General features: G+C 58.8%; 19 protein-coding genes and 1 pseudogene. 14 read left to right on the forward strand and 6 right to left on the reverse strand.

Annotated elements, in window-relative coordinates; translation table 11 throughout:
- Positions 1–474, forward strand: a 474-nt coding sequence (locus AC2FI8_RS23410) for a hypothetical protein (protein ID WP_496781123.1), incomplete at its 5' end; no start/stop codon positions are given.
- A 55-nt stretch (positions 475–529) separates the two neighbouring features.
- Positions 530–838, forward strand: coding sequence for a hypothetical protein (locus AC2FI8_RS23415; protein WP_496781124.1), 309 nt, complete (start codon positions 530–532; stop codon positions 836–838).
- Between the two features lie 7 nt (positions 839–845).
- On the opposite strand, the gene AC2FI8_RS23420 is transcribed toward AC2FI8_RS23415, so the two are convergent.
- Positions 846–2,066: a glycosyltransferase family 2 protein gene (locus AC2FI8_RS23420; protein WP_496781125.1), complete on the reverse strand. Its 1,221-nt coding sequence runs from the start codon at positions 2,064–2,066 to the stop codon at positions 846–848.
- A gap of 29 nt (positions 2,067–2,095) precedes the next feature.
- Between AC2FI8_RS23420 and AC2FI8_RS23425 the strand changes: the two genes are divergently transcribed.
- The 6 genes from AC2FI8_RS23425 (at position 2,096) to AC2FI8_RS23450 (ending at position 10,057) form a co-directional block, all read left to right on the forward strand.
- On the forward strand, positions 2,096–3,439 hold the full coding sequence (locus AC2FI8_RS23425; RefSeq protein WP_496781126.1) for a polysaccharide biosynthesis/export family protein: 1,344 nt from the start codon (positions 2,096–2,098) through the stop codon (positions 3,437–3,439).
- A gap of 7 nt (positions 3,440–3,446) precedes the next feature.
- Positions 3,447–4,373 (forward strand): glycosyltransferase family 2 protein, encoded by a 927-nt coding sequence (locus AC2FI8_RS23430; RefSeq protein ID WP_496781127.1) that lies wholly within the window; start codon positions 3,447–3,449, stop codon positions 4,371–4,373.
- Between the two features lie 53 nt (positions 4,374–4,426).
- On the forward strand, positions 4,427–5,464 hold the full coding sequence (locus tag AC2FI8_RS23435) for a glycosyl transferase family 2 (RefSeq protein WP_496781128.1): 1,038 nt from the start codon (positions 4,427–4,429) through the stop codon (positions 5,462–5,464).
- Positions 5,465–5,583: 119 nt separating this feature from the next.
- Positions 5,584–7,806, forward strand: a complete 2,223-nt coding sequence (locus AC2FI8_RS23440) for a GumC family protein (RefSeq protein WP_496781129.1) — start codon at positions 5,584–5,586, stop codon at positions 7,804–7,806.
- Between the two features lie 317 nt (positions 7,807–8,123).
- Positions 8,124–9,167 (forward strand): glycosyltransferase family 2 protein, encoded by a 1,044-nt coding sequence (locus AC2FI8_RS23445; RefSeq protein WP_496781130.1) that lies wholly within the window; start codon positions 8,124–8,126, stop codon positions 9,165–9,167.
- Entirely contained in the window at positions 9,164–10,057 is an 894-nt protein-coding gene (locus AC2FI8_RS23450; protein WP_496781131.1) for a glycosyltransferase family 2 protein, read from the forward strand. The genes AC2FI8_RS23445 and AC2FI8_RS23450 overlap by 4 nt, the downstream gene beginning before the upstream one ends.
- A 207-nt stretch (positions 10,058–10,264) precedes the next feature.
- On the opposite strand, the pseudogene AC2FI8_RS23455 reads toward AC2FI8_RS23450, so the two are convergent.
- Positions 10,265–10,399, reverse strand: a pseudogene (locus tag AC2FI8_RS23455) (DUF4158 domain-containing protein); the annotation flags it as partial.
- A 60-nt stretch (positions 10,400–10,459) separates the two neighbouring features.
- Here AC2FI8_RS23455 and AC2FI8_RS23460 point away from each other — a divergent pair.
- From AC2FI8_RS23460 to AC2FI8_RS23475, 4 genes are all read left to right on the forward strand, one after another.
- A complete protein-coding gene (locus tag AC2FI8_RS23460; RefSeq protein ID WP_496781132.1) occupies positions 10,460–10,849 on the forward strand; it encodes an NIPSNAP family protein in 390 nt (129 codons plus the stop codon).
- Positions 10,846–11,418, forward strand: coding sequence for a recombinase family protein (locus AC2FI8_RS23465; RefSeq protein ID WP_496781133.1), 573 nt, complete (start codon positions 10,846–10,848; stop codon positions 11,416–11,418). Before AC2FI8_RS23460 ends, AC2FI8_RS23465 begins: the two co-directional genes overlap by 4 nt.
- 50 nt (positions 11,419–11,468) lie before the next feature.
- Positions 11,469–11,633 carry a hypothetical protein gene (locus tag AC2FI8_RS23470; protein WP_496781134.1) on the forward strand — a complete coding sequence of 55 codons (165 nt, stop codon included), beginning with the start codon at positions 11,469–11,471 and terminating at the stop codon, positions 11,631–11,633.
- A gap of 127 nt (positions 11,634–11,760) precedes the next feature.
- A complete protein-coding gene (locus tag AC2FI8_RS23475) occupies positions 11,761–13,764 on the forward strand; it encodes an acyltransferase family protein (protein WP_496781135.1) in 2,004 nt (667 codons plus the stop codon).
- Between the two features lie 49 nt (positions 13,765–13,813).
- On the opposite strand, the gene AC2FI8_RS23480 is transcribed toward AC2FI8_RS23475, so the two are convergent.
- From AC2FI8_RS23480 to AC2FI8_RS23495, 4 genes are all read right to left on the reverse strand, one after another.
- Positions 13,814–16,258: a spermidine synthase family protein gene (locus AC2FI8_RS23480; RefSeq protein WP_496781136.1), complete on the reverse strand. Its 2,445-nt coding sequence runs from the start codon at positions 16,256–16,258 to the stop codon at positions 13,814–13,816.
- 226 nt (positions 16,259–16,484) lie between these two features.
- Entirely contained in the window at positions 16,485–17,003 is a 519-nt protein-coding gene (locus tag AC2FI8_RS23485; protein ID WP_496781137.1) for a methyltransferase domain-containing protein, read from the reverse strand.
- Between the two features lie 39 nt (positions 17,004–17,042).
- Positions 17,043–17,258: a hypothetical protein gene (locus tag AC2FI8_RS23490; RefSeq protein ID WP_496781138.1), complete on the reverse strand. Its 216-nt coding sequence runs from the start codon at positions 17,256–17,258 to the stop codon at positions 17,043–17,045.
- 30 nt (positions 17,259–17,288) lie between these two features.
- Positions 17,289–18,452, reverse strand: coding sequence for a glycosyltransferase family 4 protein (locus AC2FI8_RS23495; RefSeq protein ID WP_496781139.1), 1,164 nt, complete (start codon positions 18,450–18,452; stop codon positions 17,289–17,291).
- A 328-nt stretch (positions 18,453–18,780) separates the two neighbouring features.
- Between AC2FI8_RS23495 and AC2FI8_RS23500 the strand changes: the two genes are divergently transcribed.
- Together AC2FI8_RS23500 and AC2FI8_RS23505 are read left to right on the forward strand one after the other, a co-directional pair.
- On the forward strand, positions 18,781–20,193 hold the full coding sequence (locus AC2FI8_RS23500; RefSeq protein WP_496781140.1) for an oligosaccharide flippase family protein: 1,413 nt from the start codon (positions 18,781–18,783) through the stop codon (positions 20,191–20,193).
- A gap of 292 nt (positions 20,194–20,485) precedes the next feature.
- A partial coding sequence (locus AC2FI8_RS23505) for a family 16 glycosylhydrolase (protein WP_496781141.1) occupies positions 20,486–22,475 on the forward strand: 1,990 nt, incomplete at its 3' end.

Genomic DNA, 22,475 nt, shown 5'->3' on the forward strand with positions numbered 1-22,475 from the left:
GACCACAGCACGACGGTGGGCACTGCCGACAACCCGGAAGGGCGCTATTCGATCCACCTGCACGAGATCGGCACCGAACCGGACTCGGCAACCTCGCTGATCATCGAGATCAAGCTGGAGGGCTATTCGGACGAACAGATGCAATCTTATGCGCTGTCCGATTACCCCGATCCGGGCATCAACAACCCCGACTTCGACTATGGCTTCCTCGGCAACGCCACAACCGGCGACCATTCCGGCCATACCGGCGGCGATACAGGTGATACCACCAGCGGCGACGATAGCTCCTCAGAGATCTCGGGTGAACTTCCGTTGCTCGTCGGAACTGCGAAGCGCGACATCCTCACGGACTGCGATGAATCGACCGGAATTCTGGGCGGTGATCATTACGATCTGGTCTATGCCGGCGCGGGTCATGACAACGTTGAGGCCGGCCATGGCAATGACAACGTCATATGGGCAGGAAGGCAATGATGTCATCAGCGGCGGCTTTGGTGAAGACACGCTGGTAGGATAGGACGGGAATGACGTGTTCACCGGCTCAGCCCGTTCGGATCAGCTCTTTGGCGGTGTCGGTGCCGACTGGTTTCAGGACTTCACCGCTGCCGATGGAGATATCTTTCTTTTGGGTGACAGTGAAGCAGGCGTATCGGATTTCGACGTCCGCGACGCCCATACCGCAAATTCCACTGGAGAGCGGGCTGGCGACGATATGGTGGCCGATGCATTTGTTGTCTATAAACCGATCGGCCAGATCGTCTGGGCGCTGGTCGATGGTGCCGCGCAAAGCGAGATCAATCTGCAAATCGGCGGAGGGATCTTCGACCTTTTGGCCTGATACACCTTCAGGCCAGCTCCGAGAGCAAAGGCGGGTCGCGCGTTTCGCTGAGAGGAGAGGCTGGGCGTCGTGGGCGCCGGGCCCCGCCCGCTGTCAGGATGCGCATTGCAAAAGTGCCCAACGGGCTTAGCGAACGCCAACTGCCTTCGCGGGCCGCAGCCCGCGCTCTCCAAACCAAGCCGCGCACAAGCGCTGTGGTGATTTCGGCCCCCGAGGCCGAAGCCGCTGCAAGCTCGGCCAGAGCGCTGCACATCTCTGGTGCGAGGGCCTCGGCACAGCCATGTTTGCCCGACATCGTCCGACGGCAGATCATCTGTTCTACCGGGGACAGGCGCATGTCGGGCAACAGCTCTGCGGCACGGCGGAAATCCGCCAGTGCCGTGTGCCAATCGTTGTGACGGGCAAAGACGCAAGCGTGCTGCAGGTGTCCGGCCCGTTCAGCATGGTGTGGAGTTTCCGCCTCGAACATCCCAGCAAAGAGCGCGGGTTGCAATATGCCCCGCACCCCGTCGAAAACCTGTCTGTCCGACGCTTTCCAGACCTCGTCGGACCGGGCCGCCGCGTGCCGGGCCGAGACGGGGCCGCGGGCACCATCATGTTTGCGTTGGTGGAACAGGGGGGTTTCGGTAACGACAGCCGGGAACCGGGTGGCTAAGCGGACGATCATGTCATAGTCAATCGAGCGGGGGAGATCTTCGCGGAACGGGCCCACTCCCTCATAGCAGGACCGTCGCACCAGGGTTGCGTTCTGAAACAGGAAAATGTCCTCGAGCACATGCCGCAGGATCGACCCGTGGCTCAGGTCCGGCCAATACCCGGGCCCCGAGAAATGCCGCTCGCCCGTTTCGGGATTGTCACTAAAGCGTCTGTAGCTTCCGGCAGCAAACCCGGCATTGGGATTGTCGCGCAGCATTTCGGACAGGATTTCGGCGGCCTCGGGCACGGCAATGTCATCATCGTCGCAGATCCAGATCAGATCCCCCTGCGCCCGTGTCATTGCGGCGTTGAGAGCCTTTGATTTGCCGCCATTTTCCGAACGGAAATAGCGTATCGGCCCCTTGGCCGTGCGTGCCACCCGCTCGGTATCGTCTGTCGAGCCATCATCCCATATGATAATTTCGTCGACAATTCTGGTCTGATTGGCCAGATTGTCCAAGGTTTCCGCCAAAAATGCCGATCTGTTGTACGTCGGCACGATGGCTGTGATATTAAGGTTGGTAAAAGTCATTGATTGCAAAACCGCACTGGGGAAGTTTGTTGATCAAAGCATTTCATGCGCCTTGCAAGGTTTCAATCGCGCCCGATGAAAGTCTCGCGCGCCGTGGCTTTTTTTGGTCCTCTGCATTTCTGGTTCTGGCGGCGCTGCTGTGGCTGATAGGTGCCGGACATGCGCCGGCGCAACAGACCCTGACCGGGAATGATCCATATCGGTTGGGGGCGACCGACCAGATCGCGGTGCGGATCGTTGCGTGGGATTCCAGCAGGCTGGACTTCGTCCAGTTCGAGGAACTGAGCGGCACCTATACGATCGGTCAGAACGGTGCCTTCATGCTGCCTTTGGCGGGCAGCATTGAGGCGGCGGGCCGAACGACGACGGAACTGGCCAAAACCATCTCTGCGGCCGTACAACTGAGTGTCGGGCTGAGCCAGCCTCCCAGCACAACCATCGAGGTGCTGCGCTATCGCCCCATCTATGTACTGGGTGATGTCGCCAAGCCCGGCGCTTATGAGTTCCGTCCGGGTCTAAGCGCGGTTCAGGCGGTTGCGCTGGCTGGCGGTCTCTATCGCTTGGGCAGCAGCAGCAGTGGCGAATTGGCAACCGCAATCCGGACATCGGGCACTTTCCGTGAAATCGGAATGGACCGGGTGCGCATGCAGTTGCGCGCCGCGCGCCTGAAGGCAGAGGCCGACCAGTTAGAGATTTTCGAACCACCGAAAGGATTGAATTCACCGGGTGGTGAAGCGGCGCTTGCGACGATGCTCGAACAGGAACAGATCCTGTTCAACAGCCGCCGTGAAACATTGGCCAGCGCGCTGGAAGAGCTGGATGCGTCACGCGAGTTGCTGGAAAACGGGATCGTCGCGACACAGGAAAAACTGACCGGGTTGCAGCATCAGATCGACCTGGCCAGAGAATCCGTCGACAACACGGAGACCCTGATCGACCGCGGGCTGACACGCAAACAGAACCTGATCCAGATGCAACGCACGCTGTTCGATCTGGAAGCCCGCGCGCTTGACTTGGAGACCAGCATGTTTACCGCTCAGCAGCAGCTTTCCGAACTGAACCGGGACGAGGCCGATCTAATTTCGAGCCGGCGGCTCGACGTGCTGCGGGAATTGCAGGCCACCGAAGCCGATATCGATCGGCTGACGACCAGAGAGGATGTCAACCGCCGCATCCTGCGCGAGACCGATGCCGGTGCGGTGCTGGCGGGCGAAAGCCCCGACGAGCCGGTGTCTGTGGTGCGGTATCAGATCCTGCGGGATACCGGGTACGGACAAAAACCGCTGCCCGCCGACCGCGCCACAGTGCTGCAACCGCTTGATGTTCTGGAAATCATCCTTGAAGACCCGGTTGACGGTAGCGAAGGAGGCTGAGAGTTCGATGCTCCAAGCCGCTGAACACATAGCCTCTGCGGGGATCGACATTTCGGTCTGCGTTCCCCTTTTCAACGAAGAGGATAGTGTCGGTCCGATGTACGCGGCCATCACCGCCGCGCTGGACGGGCTGGGCCGTCCATATGAAATGGTCTTTGTCGATGACGGCAGCGTCGACGAAACGATCCCGCGGCTGGAAAAGATAGCCGAGACCGATCCGCGCCTGACCATTGTCCGATTTCAGCGCAATTACGGCCAGACCGCGGCGATGACCGCCGGTATCGAATATGCGCGCGGGCGCTATCTGGTGACGATGGATGGAGATTTGCAGAACGATCCGGCGGACATCCCGATGATGGTGGACAAGCTTGAGCAAGGGTATGATCTGGTGGTGGGCTGGCGCATCAACCGGCAGGACAAATTCCTGTCGCGCAAGTTGCCCTCAAAAATCGCCAACTGGCTGATCGGCAAAGTCACGGGTCTACCGATTCGCGACAATGGCTGTTCACTCAAGGTGTATAGGGGTACGCTGATCAAGCGGGTGCCGCTCTATTCGGACATGCACCGCTTTATCCCCGCCATGACCATCCCGCTGGGTGCGCGGGTTGCCCAGGTCGGTGTGCGGCACCACGCGCGCCAGTTTGGCGTTTCGAAATACGGCCTTTCACGCGTTTTCAAAGTGCTGCTCGACTTGCTATCAATCAAGACCTTGCTGATCTTTACCCACCGCCCGCTGGGGGCGTTCCTGCGGTTAGCCGGGTTGTTTGCCCTGTGCGCGCTGCTTTCGATGCTGCTGATCCGCTCCGCAGGATATGCTCTGGTCGTGGAAATGGCCGTGACCGGGTTGTTTGGTACGCTGGCGGTCTATCTGTTTCTTCTGGGACTGGTGGTCAGCGTGCTGTTTCAGAAAAATGACGAAGGTCCGGGTACATGACCGGAGGCGCCGCAAAATGATACGAAGAATGATTTTGAGTATTGTAGAGTTTAATGATGGGCCGTGATATTATCGAACGCGAATTTCGCCCTGATCTGTCCGTCCTTGTCGCCGTTAGTGAAGTCCCGCGGCTCGCTGAAATGCTGGAAAGCTACCGGCCCAAGCTGGACGCGCTGGATCGCAGCTACGAAGCGGTCTGCGTAACGGATGGCAGCGACAGCGCTGTCATGGAAACGTTGCGGCAGCTGGCTGGCACGTGGCCCGAATTGGTGGTGCTGGGTCAGCACCCCTGGAGCGGCGACGATGCCGGGCTGCTGGTGGCGGCCAGGCGGGCCCGGGCCGAACTGGTCCTGACCCTGCCGGGCTGGCCCGAAATCGACCCCGGCGACCTGCCGATTTTGCTTGAGGCGCTTGGCACCAACGACATGGTGATCGCGGCGCGCAACGGACGCCGGCATGAGAGTTGGATCGGAATGCGGCGCGGCGCGTTCCGCGGAATGCTCAAGGGGCTGTTCGGCTTGTCCGTGGACGATCCGTTCTGCCGGGTGCGGCTGGCCCGCAAGACCGTGCTGGAAGATGCCGCCGAACTGGGGGTGCGACAGCATTTCATTTCGTCGATCGCGGCGCAGCGCGGGTATCGGGTGGTCGAAGCGGTGGTTCGTCCCGCCGGCCCGGAAGAGACCGGGCATTCACGGTTCGTGTTCAAGCCGCTGGGACATGTCCGCGCGGTCATGGATGCGCTGATGCTCTATGTGGTGCTCAAGTTTCTGCGCCGCCCGATGCGGTTTTTCGGCGCGATCGGGCTGCCCATCCTGTTGCTGGGCTTTCTCATGACCGCGACCCTGGTGGGATACCGCCTGTTCGGGATAACCTCCCTGGCGGACCGGCCGGCCTTGATTTTTTCGGTGCTGATGATCGTGCTGGGAATTCAGATCATCGGCCTCGGGCTTGTGGGAGAGATCATAATCTTTGCCCAGTCGCGGCGGATGAAGCAATACATGGTGCGGTCCATTCAGCGGCAGGGCGAAGAGGCCGTCATCGAACAGACGCGTAAAGCAGCTGCCAAACCGTCGCAAAGCGCCAAAAATTAATCTATGCTACAATTCTTTTATCCGGGTATGGATACTACCGTTCTTGCTGGGTAGCCACGCACATGGTCCGGATATGACATCAACGGCGTTCGCCCCTGGAGCCGACAGGAAAGACAGATATGAACCGACTGGCTTTTGATACCACCACGCGGCACTCCGATGATGATCTTGATCTCATTCGCCTTGCCCGGATCGTTCGCAACGGCTGGTGGATCATCTTCGCCGCAACAATTCTGGGCGCGCTGTTCGCCATTGTCGTGGTGCAGCGTCAAACACCAATCTTTAAGGCCTCCGCGCAGATTATGCTTGGCCAGAAAAACCGGGCCGATGATACCCTGGGCAACCTGTTCCAGGAGCTCAATCTGGACAATGCTGACATCGCGGGTGAAATCGCCATCATCACCTCGGGCCAAATCCTGACCGGCGTTTCGGAACGGCTGGAGCTGAGTACGAACCCCGACTTCAACGCCACGCCGCAAGACCCGGAGGAGCCTTCGCTGATCAGCCGTATCGCGACAGCTGCAAAGAATGGAATCAAGGCGATTTTGGGTCGCAGCGGGTCGTCTCCTCCTCTGGCGGCGGGGGGGCGGGATGCCCAGAACCCGGTTGTCCGCGCGGCAGCTGCCGGGCACGAACAATTCGGAGATCAGGCGGATTATGTCGGGACCCTGGCGGCGGACCTGGGGGTCCAGCAGGTCGGCAACACCTATCTGGTGGACATCACCTATGCCTCGAGCGACCGTCAGCTTGCGGCGGCCGTGCCCAATACGGTTGTGAATGTCTATCTCGAGGAACAGCTGAACCGCAAATTCCGCGCCATCCAGCGCGTAACCAGCGGGCTTGACACCCGCCTGACCGCGCTGCGCCAACGCCTGGAAGAGGCCGAGCGCGCGGTTGTCGACTATCGTAACAAGAACTTCGTCGACGGGTTCGGATCCAAGGAACGTCTGGAACAGCAGTTGCGTGAACTGTCCAGCCGCCTGGGTACCGCCAGTGCGGAGAAGGCATCTCTGACCTCCGAGCTGTCCGAAATCGACACGCTCATGAAAAATGGCGGGACCGCTGCGGCGGCCGGCCTGTTCTCGTCCGATCTGTTGATAAGCTTGCGCAACGAGATTGCCACAATCGAGCAACGCCGGGCGCTCTGGAACGAAAGGTTTGGCGAAAACAGCCTGCAGGTTCGGGACGCCAACGAGGAAATCGCGCGACTTGAAAGGTCGGTCGAAACCGAGGTTGCCCGGCTGCGCACCGACAAGGTCAACCTTGAATCAGTGGTCCGGGCGCGCGTCGTTACGCTGCAACAGCAATTGCGCGAGCTAGAGCAGCAGGAACTGGAGCTGTTCGAGCGCGCCGTCACGATGGCGCAGCTTGAACGCGAGCTTGAAGCCAATCGCGTCACCTATGAAAGCTTTCTCGGAAAATTCACTGAAACCAGCGAAGTGGTGGAACTACAGGAAGCGGATGCGCAGGTGATTTCTTATGCGCGCGCGCCGCAATCACCGGCGACCCCGCGCAAGAAGCTGGCCGTCGCACTGGGCATGTTCGCGGGCATGATGCTGGGTCTGGGCCTTGTTTTGGTCCGATCCTTTGACAATCATGTCGTATCTTCGTCTCAACAGTTGCGTGTTACCATGAGCGGAACCAATGTTCTGGTATTGCCCCGGTTGGGCGGTCTGCTGCACAAGCCCGATCCTCCGGGGTTCGTCCTGCAGAAACCGCAGTCCCAGCTTTCCGAGGCGGTTCGGAGTCTGCGTGGTTTCCTACTGCTTTCTCCGGCTGATGGTCCCGGCCGGATCGTGACGGTCGTTTCGTGTGGCGCAAATGCGGGCAAGACCACGACGAGCGTGATGCTGGGCCGTTCCATGGCACAGATGGGCAAGTCCTGTATTCTGGTTGAAGCCGATCTGCGCCGGGGCGGCGTTGGCAAGATGGTCGGCACCCCGCCCCACCCCGATCTGGTGGACGTGCTGAACGGAACAGCGACCCTGGAAGAAGCCTTGCATTTGGACCCGCATTCGGGATTGTCCGTCCTCAGCGCCCGGACCAACCTGAAGGATCCGGCCGCGGTTCTGATGTCGTCGCAAATGGATGCGCTGGTGCGCGCGCTCGAAGAGATGTTCGATGTGGTCATTTTTGATACAGCGCCGCTGCTGTCCGTGTCGGATGCGGTGTCGCTCATGAAACTGGCCGACAACGTTGTCCTGCTTGTCCGCGAGGGCAAGACCACGATGAAAGAGCTGGAAAACGGCGTGCGCATTCTCAAGGAATGTTCGGCAAAACTGACCTGTGCCATTTTGACGATGGCCAGAAAAGACAAATCCTCCGGATACGAATATTACTGACACAAAATACCCGCCCATCACGATCTGCCTGCTGGTAGAGCGCAAAGCGGAAATGTCTGCCCCCACGGCGCCTGAGCCACGCGCCGCAGGGATCCGGAAAAACCATCCCGTAATCCAGACGTAAGGTATGTTAGGCGAAGAAGCGGGTGCGCTCCAAGCCACGGTTTTCCGGCTTGGCGGGGAAGGGGGGAACATGGTCTAATGCGAGACATTGGAACAAATTTGCCATCGGGAGATGGCTCGGTAATTTTCAGGCGGCCCGGGATTGTCGGGCGCTACGGGCATCTTTTTCATGCGTGCAGGGAGTGAGTTGAAATATGCAGAACAGTTCGCCCGGTCTCTCTGATTGCATCCCGGAACAGATCCTTGTTGCCGTTCCCGTGCTCAACGAAGCCACCCATATCGAAGCCTGCCTTGAGTCTTTGATTGGAGAGGATGATTTCATGGCACGGGTTTGCGTGGTTGTGGCGGATGGCGGAAGCCGGGACGCAACGGTTGCTCTGGTGGACAGCCTGCGCGCACGCTTTCCTAATCTGCATCGGATCGACAACCCGCAGCGCTTGCAATCGGCGGCAGTCAACGCGGTGGCGGCGGTCATGACCGGGCCTGCCCATAGGATTCTGGTGCGCTGCGACGCCCATGCGGTTTATCCGCCGGGCTATGTGCGGGCCGTGGCCGAAAGCCTTGCCGCCCAGCCCGAAGCCGCATCCCTGGCCACGCCGATGGATGCGACCGGGACGTCATGCTTTCAGAAAGCCGCCGCCTGGATCGTCGATACACCGTTGGGTTCGGGGGGATCAGCTCATCGCGGCGGGCGGCGCTCGGGCTGGGTCGATCACGGCCATCATGCCGGATTTCGCCTGAACTGGTTCCGCAGGATCGGGGGCTATGACGAAACCTTCAGCCATAACGAGGATGCCGAGTACGATCACCGCCTTGCACTCGCGGGGGGAAAGGTCTGGCTGGATGCGGATATCCGCCTAGATTACAGCATGCGCGCCGCCCCGGTCGCCCTTTGGCGGCAGTATTGGCACTATGGCCGGGGCCGGGCACGGACGGTTCTGAAACACAGAATGCGTCCCCGGCTGCGGCAGATAATTCCGGTCATCAACCTGGCCGGGCTGTTCCTTGGGCTGCTGCTGTTTTCGGTTCTACCTCTGGCGGCTCTGTGGCCCGTCGCGTATTTCGCTGCCCTGCTGATAGTGTCGCTGGCCGGCACCATCAAATTGCACAGCGCCTGTGGCTTGTGGGCAGGTCCGGTTCTGGGGATCATGCACAATGCCTGGGGGGCTGGTTTCCTGACCCAGACCATCCGCAGCGCAGCGCGCCGGGCACAGAACCGGAAACGAGGACAAGCATGACCCGTATCGATATCACTCTGTGCACCTTTCGCCGGCCTGCCGTGCGCAACACGCTCGCTTCTCTGGCGGCGCTGCGCCTTCCCGAAACAGTCGCAATCCGGGTCATCGTCGCGGACAATGACGACACCGACAGCGCCCGCGCGACAATCGCCGAGGTCGACGAAAGCATGTCTGTGCCCGTGCTCTACATTCACGCGCCCGCCCGCAATATCTCGGTTGCGCGGAATGCCTGTCTGGATTCGGCGGATGCGGATTGGGTGGCGTTCCTGGATGATGACGAGCAGGCCGACCCGGACTGGCTGGCGCAGTTGTTGCATTGTGCCACGACGACCGGCGCGGACGCAGTCTTTGGTCCGTCCCAGGCCAATTACAGCCCGGGCACTCCCGGCTGGATGCGGCGTCAGGATCACCACTCGAACCAGCCAGAGCGGCGAGGCAGCGAGGTGGAAACCGGCCACACCTGCAACGCGCTGCTGCGATGGAACGCCGCCCCTTGGCGGCAGGCGCGGTTCGATCTGGCTCGCGGCAAATCTGGTGGCGAAGATACCGAGTTCTTCTTTCGCCTGCACCGCGCCGGGGCCCGCTTCGAAATCTGCGATGCCGCGATCGTCAGTGAGATGGTACCTCCAGAGCGGTTAGAGCTGTCCTGGCTCATGCGGCGCAAATATCGTGCCGGGCAAAGCTTTGCCTCACGCGCCCTGACCCTGCCCGAAAAGTCCGGGCTGTCCGCAACTGCCGGGGTGAAGGTGCTTTTCTGTGTGCTGATGATGCTGGCTACCTGCTGGTCTGCGGACAGGCGCTATTTCTGGTTGTTGCGCGCAACGATGCATACGGGGGTTGTCAGCGGCTGCATGGCCCTGTCCCAGCCCGAAATATACGGGCAGGGCTGAGACCATGCGTCATGTCATTTTTGCGGAAGATTCCCGGACATGAAAATATTGTTTATCCACCAGAACATGCCGGGTCAGTATCGCGAGTTGATTCAGTGGCTGGTGGCCCAGGGCGGCCATCAGCTGGTGTTTCTGACCCAGCACGATCCGGCGCCACGAATTCCGAGCGTACCTCTGTGGTCTACAGGCCGCATCACAAGCCGATCAGGGACGCCTTCGGTCGTTGATATGCTCAAGGTCATCATCGGCGAGGGTGTAGTGGTGCAGCATCGACGCGTCGTCGGTGGGCAAATCGAAAAGCGCCGAACGCTGGCACTCGGTCAGGATGGATCGTCTTGGCATGGGATTGTCCTCAAAATGGTGTTGATCATTTTGAGACAGCGCATAATATAAAGACGAATAATGAGACAGGTTTGGTTGGCAAAACACCGGTTGTCCGGATTGTCCGGAAACCTGCCTCAAAAACGAACAGTTAAAAGACACGCTATGATCACCTGTTACGTCAAATACGAATTGAATCCGGATAAAGTTGAAGAGTTTGAAGAATATGCCCGCATGTGGATTCCCCTCGTGGAAAAGCATGGCGGAAAACATCACGGATATTACTTGCCCCATGAAAGCGCCAACGACCTCACCGTCACGCTGTTCTCATTTCCTTCGCTTGCAGCATATGAAGAATACCTCATCGCCAGCAAAAGTGACCCCGAGTGCAAAAAGGCATTCGAATTTGCAGAAAAGATGAACTGCATCAGGCGATATGACCGGCAGTTCTTAAGACCACTGGAAATATGACATCGCGTGTAGGCGATATCCTCGGATACGCGCGGGTCTCGACCGCGGATCAAGACCTCAGTAGTCAAGTCACCCGCCTCAAAGATGCCGGGGCCATCCGCGTGTTCAAGGATGTCGTGTCTGGCAAACAGTTTGACCGACCGGGCCTATCCGATTTGATTGACCACGCGCGCCCCGGCGACAGCTTAGCGATCATCCGACTGGACAGGCTCGGGCGTTCCCTCAAGGAGCTCTTGGAAACCGTCGAAAATCTGAAATCCCAAGATATCGGACTGATCAGCCTTGAGGAACGTATCGACACCACTTCCGCCGCCGGTGAATTAATCTTTCATGTCTTCGGAGCCATCGCCCATTTTGAACGCCGCCTGATCTCCGAACGGACAAAAGACGGCATCGAAGCCGCCAGAGCGCAAGGTCGAAAACCAGGACGACCACCCCTCGAAACAGAAACCGTCTTGGCGCTGCAAAACCTCGTCCAAGCCGGAATGACCGCTGGACAGGCTGCCAAACAACTCGGCATCGCTAGATCAACAGCCTACAGATTGATCAAAGACGCCGAAGACGTATAGTCATACCGCCTTAAGGTGTCATTCTGCCCCCAGCCGGAACAGACCCCCAGGTGATCGACGTGCTGGCCAATCCGGGTGCCTACGCTCATCTAGGTCCTGCCGCCCGCCGCTTTGTGGTCGATCGCTATGACTTCATGACCCGCTTTCTGCCCGAACATATCCGGCAGATGAATGCCCTGATACCATCAGATCGCCATATCCCGAGTCCCGATTGAGCTACGAATCAACCATGGCAACTCTTGCGACAAGGCATCTTCTGAGCCATTCTGGACAGGTTGGTTAAAAGCGCCTGTGGGCAACCACCGGGATCATCCGCACCTGTGGTATCCCCGGGAGACGTGTATGAGTTTAAAGACATATCGCCCCGATATTGATGGTCTGCGGGCCGTTGCCGTAATCCCGGTTGTTCTGTTCCATCTGGGCATCCCCTGGATACCCGGCGGATTTGTCGGCGTGGACGTGTTTTTTGTCATCTCCGGTTATCTGATTACGTCAATTATTGCGGGTGAAATCGCTGATGGGCGGTTTTCCATACTAAACTTTTATGAGCGGCGAATCCGGCGCATCTTTCCTGCTCTGTTTTTCATGATCGGGGTTGCCCTTGGCATAGGGGCAGCTTTCATGATGCCGGTCGATTTTTCGGAACTGGGGCAAAGCGCTGTTGCCGCGGTTTTCTTTGCTTCAAACCTGCTTTTCTGGTGGGAGGCAGGATATTTCGACCCAAGCGCTTACACCAAACCACTTTTGCATACGTGGTCGCTGGCCATCGAAGAGCAGTTCTATGTCATCATTCCGATTCTGATGTTGATCTTTGCACGACTCAGAACGCGGATGTGGTTCTGGCTCGGCGCGCTGACATTCGCGTCACTGGCATTGAGTGTGTTTTATACCCAGCCACTGCCGACGGCAGCGTTCTATCTTTTGCCCTGGCGGGCCTGGGAACTTGGACTTGGGGCTTTGCTTGCACTGGGGGTCATCCCCGCACCCGAGAACCGGACGCTGCGTGAGGCAATCTCTGCCACAGGGCTTGTCATGATCCTGCTGGCCTGTGTTCTGATTGACGAAGGCACACGCTTTCCCGGCCACGCCGCACTTTTGCCGACCGTCGGGGCTGCATGTGTCATCATCGCAGGACAGGCCGGCCCGACCTCCGCTGGCGGTTTGTTGTCGATGGCCATTCCGGTCTGGATAGGCCGTATCTCGTATTCGCTCTATCTCTGGCATTGGCCACTTATCGTCTTTTACGTGTACTGGAGTTTCGACATGCCTGGCGTGCCGGCGATGGTGGTGCTTTTCCTGCTGTCGGTCGCGATTGCCGGATTGAGCTGGCGCTTCGTGGAACAACCCTTTCGCCGCCCTCCGGGTGGCCCCCGACGCTGGCGGATTTTTGCAGGGGCCGGGGCGGGGATCGCATGCCTTGCCCTTGCCGGGGGAATGACCTGGGTCAATGCGGGCTTTCCGCAACGCCTCTCCCCGGAAGTGTTGCGCATTGCCGATGCCACCCACGACAAGGATCCGCGCTATGACGAATGCCTGACCCGTGTCAATGCAGAGGCCAGTTGGGCAACCCCCTGTCTTTACGGCGCGCCGGGAACGAAGGCACAGATTGCACTCTGGGGAGACAGCAATGGCCCGGCCTTTATTCCGGCGCTTGATCTTGCCGGTCAGCGCCTCGGAAAGACGGTCGCTTTTTTTGCCAGGCTGGGATGCCCCCCGGTGGAAGGTTTCGAATGGCATGATCCCAGCAATGAAAATCATTGGTGCGGAGCTTTCTATGACGCGGCGCTGCACACGATCCTCGACAGCCCGAGCATCGAAACCGTTGTCATCACGATGCGCCCGGCGCTCTATACACAGGGATGGTTCGACGCGTTCGGTTTCGGAGAGGTCTCATTTCCACCGATTGAAATCGGCACACGTGACCATATCCTGACCCCGGATGAGGATCGCACGGATTTCTACATTACCCAGATGAGGCGGACGATCCGCACATTGCGCGAAGCGGGCAAGAAAATCGTGATTGTCTATCCCGTACCGGTCTATGCAAATCACATACCAACCGTGCTCGCCCGAAGTGTCGCGCGCGGGGAGAACCCTGCCGAGGTCACTATCCCAAGGCATTATTTCGATACACGCAACGCCAAGATCTTTCCGGCATTTGACCGGATGGTTGCGGAATACGACTTAATCCCGGTCAAGCCTCATCTTGTGCTGTGCGGCGCGGATAGCTGCCCGATGTATCGTGACGGGGTCGTGCTGTATCATGATCGCTCGCACCTCAGCCGAACAGCGGCACTGCAACTTTCCGGCTTGTTCGAGACCGCGCTTGCCAAAGCCGGGCTATAGCGCGGAGATGTGATCTGGCACACAAAGGTGAGGTCGGAATCTGCGGATATCAGACCGTTGCATATTGGTCATTTCCAGTAATGCCCACATGAGCGGTTTTCATCATGGTGTAGAATATCATGGCCAGAACATAGACACCCAACGCGATGGCAATCGTAATCTGGAAGCCAACCAGCAGCGCCAGGACAACACTCGATACCCCGCCGACCACAGTAAAAAGGCCGTTAAGCGCCCAAGCCCAGGCAATCGCCCCGGATGGAGCTGACCGAAGTGTCAGCACTCCAAGCGGGAAGGGCATGCCCAGAAAAAAACCCAAAGGAAAAATCACCACGAATGAGATGAGTATCCGAACAAGCTGAGACGCACTAAGAAACGCATCAAAGATCGGATGGTAGATGTTGATCAGCAAAATACCTACCAAAATCACCCCCGCGAAAGGGGCCCACCAACGTTTCGAGGGTCTGATGTCCAGCCAGGTCGAGGCAAAACTGCCGATTCCGGCAGATGCCAGCATGGTGAACAGCACGACCGCGGCAGTCATCAGTGGGCTGCCGATAAACTTCATGAACACCTGAATGAACGCAAGTTCGAGAACGATGAAGCCGAATCCGAGGCACGAGAAATATCCGATCAGGGAGAACTTACCATCCCACTTTTCACGACCGGCTGGGGAAAACACCAGCGGCACGACGATGAACACCAGCGCGAAAAGAACCGAACACACCGCCACAACGATCAGATGGGCAAGGTCGACCGGAACCGGCCCGGCCATTTGCGAATTCAGAAGACCCGCCATGGAGCGGTTGACATAGGCATCCGCGTCCGCCTCTACATATCCCGAAACCCGGCGAAGCTGATTGAAAAAGGGCCTGTCATCCGTTGTCGGAGACAGCCGCATCTTTGTGTTTTGGGTCAGGTCGTGGGGAAACTCACCAGAATAGAACTGCGGAGGAAGAAAACTTTTCGAGTGGTTGACCGGATCTTCCACCAGGCGCAGCGTGTCGTCAAATCCGGAGAAAAACGCAACCGTCTCGCCGACCTCTTCCTCGGTCCAGGGAGACATCTTGATCAGCATGGTCGGCAGGAAGTCGGTTTCGGATCCCGGACGATTGACCACGAGGACATGATCCTGGAAGTCGGTGCGCCCCAATTCTTTCCAAGCAAGCGCGGCCGTTGTGACCATGCGCGGATAGATATGATGGTTGATATGCAGGATGCCATCAGCATCCAGATGCGTGAAATATTCCTTGTAGGCATCGGATGTCTGAAGATACGTCGTTGCCATGGCACCAGTACCCGAGGCGATGCTTGATGTCGTGTGATTGCTGAAAATCTGTATGACATCGAATAGTTCCGGTGACTGGCGCAGATATGCCCGACCTTCATCCGACAAGACGGTCACGTTCGGATGGTTCTGAACCTGTCCAGTGAAATCAGCATAATAGGTCTGGGCCAGTTCGATAACGGTTCCGACAAGTTCGATGCCGACCACGCGGCCGGCCCCGTAGGTTAGCGCGGCCTTGATCTCCTGACCGCCGGCGCTGCCGATAACCAGCGCGCTGTGCCCGCTATCACGTTTCAGGTAATGCGACGCCAGAACGCCGCTGAACCAGAACTGCTCGGACAAGGTGCTTGCCGAGTTCCGGTCAAGAGCGTCCCGGAGCGCGTCATAGTCGCCGTCAAACTGGAAAAAGACGCTGCTTTGTGAACCCCCATCATAGGCCACATGTTTCGTATGCGGTTCCGTCTCGGACCAGGCAATATCCACCCTTGATATCGGATCCCAGCGGGTGAACTCGATCCTGCCTTCCTCCTGCGCCGTTTTCAGACCACGCTTTTCCATGTGCAGCTGGAAGTCGTAGATGTCCGGGTAGCGCAATACCGGCACAATGCCGACAAGCGCGGCCATTGCCACCTTGAGAATAGACGCCTTCTTGCTCGGGTCGAACAATGCGCTGGCGACAAGCGCAAGTGCGCTGGCTGCGAACATCAGCCCCCCGGGGCCGATTTTCGGCAGGAAGGGAATGAAAAGAACACACCCGATTGCAGCTCCCAAAAGGTCGAAGAAATAAAGCACCTGTATATCTTCTGAATGTTCAGAGAAGACCTTTGCGAAGACCAGCCCCGAAAAAAAGAAGGGAATGAGCAAGGCGCCATAGATGCCGACAAATGTGATCAGTTGGGTGACTGGCTCGGATGTCAGTTTTTTGGGATCAAAGGGCAGACCGTTGGTAGCCGGAAGCAGTATCAGCGCCGCTGCCGCGCTGATCAGCGCGCAGTTTGTAACGAAGCGTTGAGAAACTCCACGGTTCTTTTTCGACTGTAATGAGAGGAACAGGCCGCCGAGACCGAAAGAAAACATCGCGCAAGTAATGACCATGTATCCGATGTTCGTCGTAAAGAGGACATCAAAAACCCTGATCAGAACCAATTCCAGCATCAGGGTAAAAAGCGCTATTAAAAAAAGCCCCGAACGCAGTCTCCAGCCACTCATCACACCAAACTCCACCGACTAAAAATGAAACGAAAATTGCCTACGCATATGCTGAAACCACCTTGGTTCTTAGCAGAATTTCCCGCTTATGTCTGCACCGTTGGCAGGATCCAAACTCTTGCATAATCACATGACCTCACGACGATCTGGCAGTCTGGAAATTCCGTCTGAACGTATCGCCATATCTGGTTCCTTTAGCCTTGAATAAGCACCCACCGGATCGGTCTCATCCGATCGGGCGTGTTACCACATAGATCGTGTCTCCGCGGATCGTGGCGTAGCGGGCGGCCATCTCGCCGTCAGCGTTGAAAACTTCCAGATCGAATCCGGCGGTGCGAATTCGGTCTTCGATATCTGTGCCGAATATGCGGACATGGTCATTCTGCCCGAAATGCAGATGCTGCAGCTTCGGGCCGCGCATGGCGTCATTCTCATAGCTTTTTGACCAAGCGTAAACCACGGGCGTGGTCAGGATGGCCAATCCGCCGGGACGCAGCACCCGGAACAGTTCGGCCAGCGCCTTGCGATCATCAACATGTTCCAAAACGTGATTGGCCATGATGGCGTCAATACACTGATCGTCCAGCGCAAGCGCTTCCATGTTCAGCTCCAGATCGGCGCGTCCTGGTTCAATATCGGCAGTCTGATACTGGTCGCATTTCGGGGCCAGCTCTCTGGTCAGGATCGATTCGGGTGCGAAATGCAGAAAGCGACCGAAATGCCGGCAACGCGTATCCCCCTCCATCCACAGCTTCAGGAACCGGTGGCGTTCTCGGGAATGGCATTACGGACATTCGGAGGAAAACCGGATTGCGTCGGACCCGAAGATCGGACTGAAACGTCCTTCATAACCACAAAGCGGACAGATAAAGTCGTGGTGCTCTTCGATTGGGCGTGCACGATCGACAAGGGTTTTGGTCAGCCGCTGCATGTCATAGGGTCTGAGGTTAGCAGTCAGAATTTCCGCAGTGCGCCGTGCCAGTTTGCTTGTGAGTTTCATGAGATGTCGCTTTCTGAAATGGGCCGGGCTTCAACTGAGCGCGAGCCGTGGAGCAATCTGCTCCGACAGGAAGCCGGACAGCTTGCGGGCATAGGCGTCGGGGCTGAATTCCTGCCGGACCCGCTCCTGCGCGGCATCGGCGAGACGCTGACGCAGCGCCGGAGCGGCCAGCAATGCGCCGATGCCGCGGGCCATGTCGTCGGCGTCGGGCTCCACCAGCATCGCGATACTGTCGTCGAGAACCTGCGTATGGGTGGGCAGGCGGGTCGCCAGAAGCGGGCTGCCGCTGTCGAGATAGGAATAGACCTTCATCGGCGTATTGCGGCCCTGGGTCCGGGGGGAGGCCACGATCGTCGCTTGGGCCAGGTATTCCCCGATCCGCTCTACCGGGCGCGGCCCCAGGAGCGACACATGCCCGGCCACGCCGAGACGTTCCGCCAGAGCCCGGTGCTGCGCCACGTGCTGGTCCGAGCCGCCGATGATCACCAGCCGGGCCTGGTGCCCGCCGCCAAGCGCGCGGGCAAACCCCTCGAGCAGCAGATCAACTCCCTGATAGCTTTCGAGATTGCCGATATACATCACCACCGGCTCGTCAAAGCGACAATCCTCGGGTGCGGTCCCGGGCGGGTCTTCCTCGACCAGGGTCACGTCCTCAAGCGTCTGCACCGGCAGGCCCGGGGCATATCCCTCGACCAGATCCTGCAATGCCCGGCAGCAGGTGATGGCACCGATGCTGCCGCGCGCGGCGCGCGCCTCCGTGCCCTCCATCAGGCGGCGCAGCCATCCGGGCAGGTCGAACTTGTCGCCCATCTGCTCGGGGATCGAGCTGTCCACGTCATAGATATAGGGCACCCGGAAGACCGGTTTGAGCGCCAATGCCATAAAGGCCGCTTCCTCTACCGCGATCACTAGGTCGTATCTGCCGCGCGCCAGCCGCCATGCGGCCATCGGGAACATGACCGCGTCGCAGAGCACCTTTTTCAGGGAAAACCCCGGCGGCATGTTCCGGGTGCCAGGCAGAGCCGGAACCCGGAAAAGCCGAACCCGGTCAAGCCCCGGATCGGTGCCTTCCGCGTAGACAAGCGCATCGCAGTCGTGCCCTTCGCGAGCCAGAACCTGCAGCAGCGCCCGGACCGCGATCGGCGTGCCGCGCGGGATGAAAAACGGTTGCGGGGCGAGAACGAGGATTCGCATTCGTTACCCTCTTGCACCACGGCAAAGGCTGGTGAATGGGAGACCCTCCGCGAAAGCCGGGCGGCTGCGGAAAACACTTGTAAACATAGTCATCGCTCAAAACAAAATCTGTGGTAGGCTAAAAGAAATTTTTAGAAAAAGAAAGAAGGAGCATTTCCGACTGGGCTTGATGCGCGTCGGATGATGGTGTGTAGTCGGCCAATTCATGTGCGGCGGAACTGGGGGGCACCATGTTCCTCCGGCCTTCCAAGAGTATTTCATCCAGCCGATAGAGGTCATGCTTATTCAGATGCGTGCAATCTGCTTCACCGGTCGGAACGGTAGTTAAATGGGGAAGCGGTTTCTCGTCAGCACCGGCGCACTGAGCGCCGCCCGGCTGTTCACGGCCCTGTCCCAGCTACTGGTTCTGCCTGTCATCTCCCGCTATTTGTCGGTCGAGGAATTCGGCCTGGTGGCGCTGTCGATGTCGGTGGTTCTTTTTGCCCAGCTGTTCAGCGATGCGGGGCTCAGCCGGTCCCTGATCCGGCAGAGGGCATTCGATCTGGCCGAATGGAGCGCGGTTTTCTGGCTGCTGGTCTGTATCGGACTGGGCCTGATGCTGATCACCCTGGCCATCGCTCCGGTCTGGAGCCGTATCTTTGCGACACCGCAGCTGACCGGGCTGGTGGCCGCGTTATCGGTGGTGCCGATGCTTTTGTCCTGGGCGGCAGTTCCCAATGCCCGTCTGGAACATGACGACCGGTTCCGGATACTGGCGCTGATCCGCGCCGGCGCGGCGGCAGCCGGCATGATGGCGGCGGTTAGCCTGGCCGTGACAGGGGCAGGGGCATGGGCGCTGATCTGCCAGCAGATCGTTCTGGCTCTGGTTCAGTGCGGAGCCGGGTTTGCGCTCAGCGGCTTCCGTCCGATGTCGCCACGCAACCGGACCGCCTTGCGTGGACATCTGATTTTTGCACGCAATTCCTTAGGGGTATCGCTGCTGCAGACGGCGCAGAGACAGGTGCCGATGATGTTGATCGGACAACAGCTGGGCCCGTCATCCCTGGGTCTTTTTTCCATGGCCCAGCGGCTGCTCATCCAGCCGACCATGGCTCTGTGCGGGCCGATGGCACAGGTCACCTATGTACGCATGGCTGCCGCGCAGGGGGACGAGGTCCAGCTCGGAGTGCTCTATATAGGCAGTATTCGCCTTTTGGCGCTGGCGGTCTTTCCGCCCATGGCGGTTCTGGCCGGGGCGGGAGAGGATCTGTTCGCGGTGCTGTTCTCGGAACCCTGGCGGCAGGTCGGGGTGCTGTTCGCACTGGCGGCACCGGGCTTTGCGGTGGAGGCGGCGGTTGCGACGGCCAGTGTGATGTTCCAGGCCGTGGATCGAACCGGCCTGCGCCTGCGCATGGTCACCGAGCGCACCGTATTGCGGCTTATTGCGCTGTCTCTGGCGGTGCCGTTCGGCATCGAAGCCGTGGCCGCAACCATCAGCCTGTTCGTTCTGGCCTATACGCCGCGCTACTGGTCTTTCGTCCGGCGCGCGGTTCCGTTCAGCCGGCGCCGGGCCGTCGGTGCCATGGTCGTCCCGGCGCTGGTGTCCGCTCTGGCCTGGGGCGCAACATTCGCGCTGTCGCGGCATGTTGGAGGCTGGGCCATTTTCGGCTGGTCGGCCGTGCTTGTGACAGTGGCCTGGGCCGCTTCGGTGGCGCTGCAATGGCGCAGCCTCAGGGCCTGTCTTGCCGATTTCGCGCGCTGAACCACCCGGCGCCCTTCGTGCTTCCCGATTGAAGACAATCTTACATCAATGAGGCTTTCGTTTCCCGAAGCCGGGGGGGGCGCTGGTGTGAGCCCCGGCCGGGAGCGCCCGACTTGCCTGCCTCAAGCATTGTCAATAGAATGTCGGGGTAATTAAAAAATTTGAGGGGCTCTGAAATCGCGAGCGAGGCGCAAGTCTGGTTCGGGTAAATTCGAGAGCCGGGTGGGATTTGCGCACGGTATCCGCAAGGACCGTGAGTTTTCTGTGCAGGTATTGTGTGTGGGGGGTAACGTTGCTTAATGAAACTTTTGACCAATTGGATTTGAATGATCTTTGGTACGTGTCCGATTTCGCGGTGGCGGCCAGCTGGAACCAGACCGCCTGGGATGCCGGCTATCTTCTGGCACCTCCGGGCGAAGTAGTTCTGACCTTTGACGGCATCGACACTGACGGCAAGGATTTCACCGGCTCCGAACTTCAGTCGCAGGATTTCTACGGATACGGAAGCTACGAGGTCGAGATGGTCGCCTCGGACACGTCGGGCGTGGTGTCGTCCTTCTTCCTGTTCAGCAGCACCTTCTTCGGAGCTGCCCGGCACAATGAGATCGATTTCGAATTTCTGGGCGACGACACCACCAAAGTGAACATCAACTATTACTTTGGCGACCAGAAGCTGGGTGACAATGGCAGCGTGCAGATCGATCTTGGCTTTGACGCCGCCGCCGGATTGCACACATATCGCATTGATTGGACACCCGATAGTATCAGCTGGTACGCCGATGACATGCTTCTTTATGAGGTGATCACAGAGACCGCGCCGGCACTGATCCCCAACGAGCCCATGAAGATGTATATGAACATCTGGACCGGAGGTGAGGGGCTGGAACACTGGCACGGGCCCGTCGCGGACGATGCCACGGCACAGGCAACCTATTCATCGGTATCCTATACTGAATATGGGCCGGTAGCTCCTTTGGATGAAAACGGCGCGATATCCTTTGCGGGCGACGATCGGGCCTATGTCATCAACCTGACCGAGGGGAATTACGCCTGGGCCGCCAAGGTCATGGCGTTGGGGGATTCACTGACGGTCGGCTACGTCGATGTAACGGCACCGGACTTCGACCCGACCACCACCGATGGGTACCGTCAGGATTTGTTTGATCTCATCGTCGATGGCGGTGACTGGATCGACTATGTCGGAGGGATGCAGGCCGGTCCGGACGGAATGATGGATCCCGATCACGCCGGTCTGGGCGGGGAATCCTTGCGCAACATGGTCAAGAATGACGACAGCAGTCCGGTGGATATCTCGCTGAGCCTGTCGACCTATTCTCCAGACATCGTGCTGCTGATGGCCGGGACCAATGATTTCAACAAGAACAACTTCTTTAGCAACAGTTTCCCGAACCTGATAAGCAACATGCAGGATGCGGTGGACCAGTTTTACGCCTATGCGGGGAACGCGGAAAAATATCTGGTCGTTTCGACACTGGCTCCTAAAATCCTGTCTGCGACACCCGAGGAATACGCCTATTTCATCAATGAAGGCTATTCGATCGTCGATGGTGTCGAGGTGGTCGGCGATGCGGGCAACGGAACCTATGTGCCGGGGCTGCGCGCCCTGATCACATCGCTGCAGGCCCAGTACTCCACGCTCATTCTGTTTGACAATCCGGTCGGGGTTGATGGCCTGTCCCCGGATAACGTGCACTATACCGAAGAAAGCTATGCGCAATACGCGCAGGACATGTATAATCTGCTGCTGGCGGAAATCGGTCAGCAGGCCGGGTCTTTCGGAACCCTGACGGGCACATTGCCGGTGGCAACCGATGTGATCGGTGGCGATGCAGGCGACCGGATTACCGGCGATGGGGCGAACAACCTGATCGTCGGTGCGGGCGGTGCGGATTACCTGACCGGAGGGGCGGGGAGCGATACTTTCGGATATGGAGTTCCCGCTCTGGACGACGCGCGCGACTACATCTCGGATTTTTCCATCGCTGAGGGCGACACGCTGGATCTGTCCGAAATCATAGCGCACTTCGGATGGAGCGATGTTGAATTCCAGGCTGCCGTCGTCCTTACGGAGGATGCCTCGGGGACTGAACTGTCCCTCAATACGCCGACCGGGCCGGTCAAGCTGGTCTATGTGGCAAATGTCACCGCAGCGGATCTGGCAAGCGTCCTGAATATCCAGATCCAGGATCTGTCAGCGGATGCGGATGGCAACCTGACGGTCGTCGCGCCGGACAACCAGATCACCGCCCTCGAAGCGTTGG

Source organism: Ruegeria sp. CDSB029, assembly GCF_059611125.1.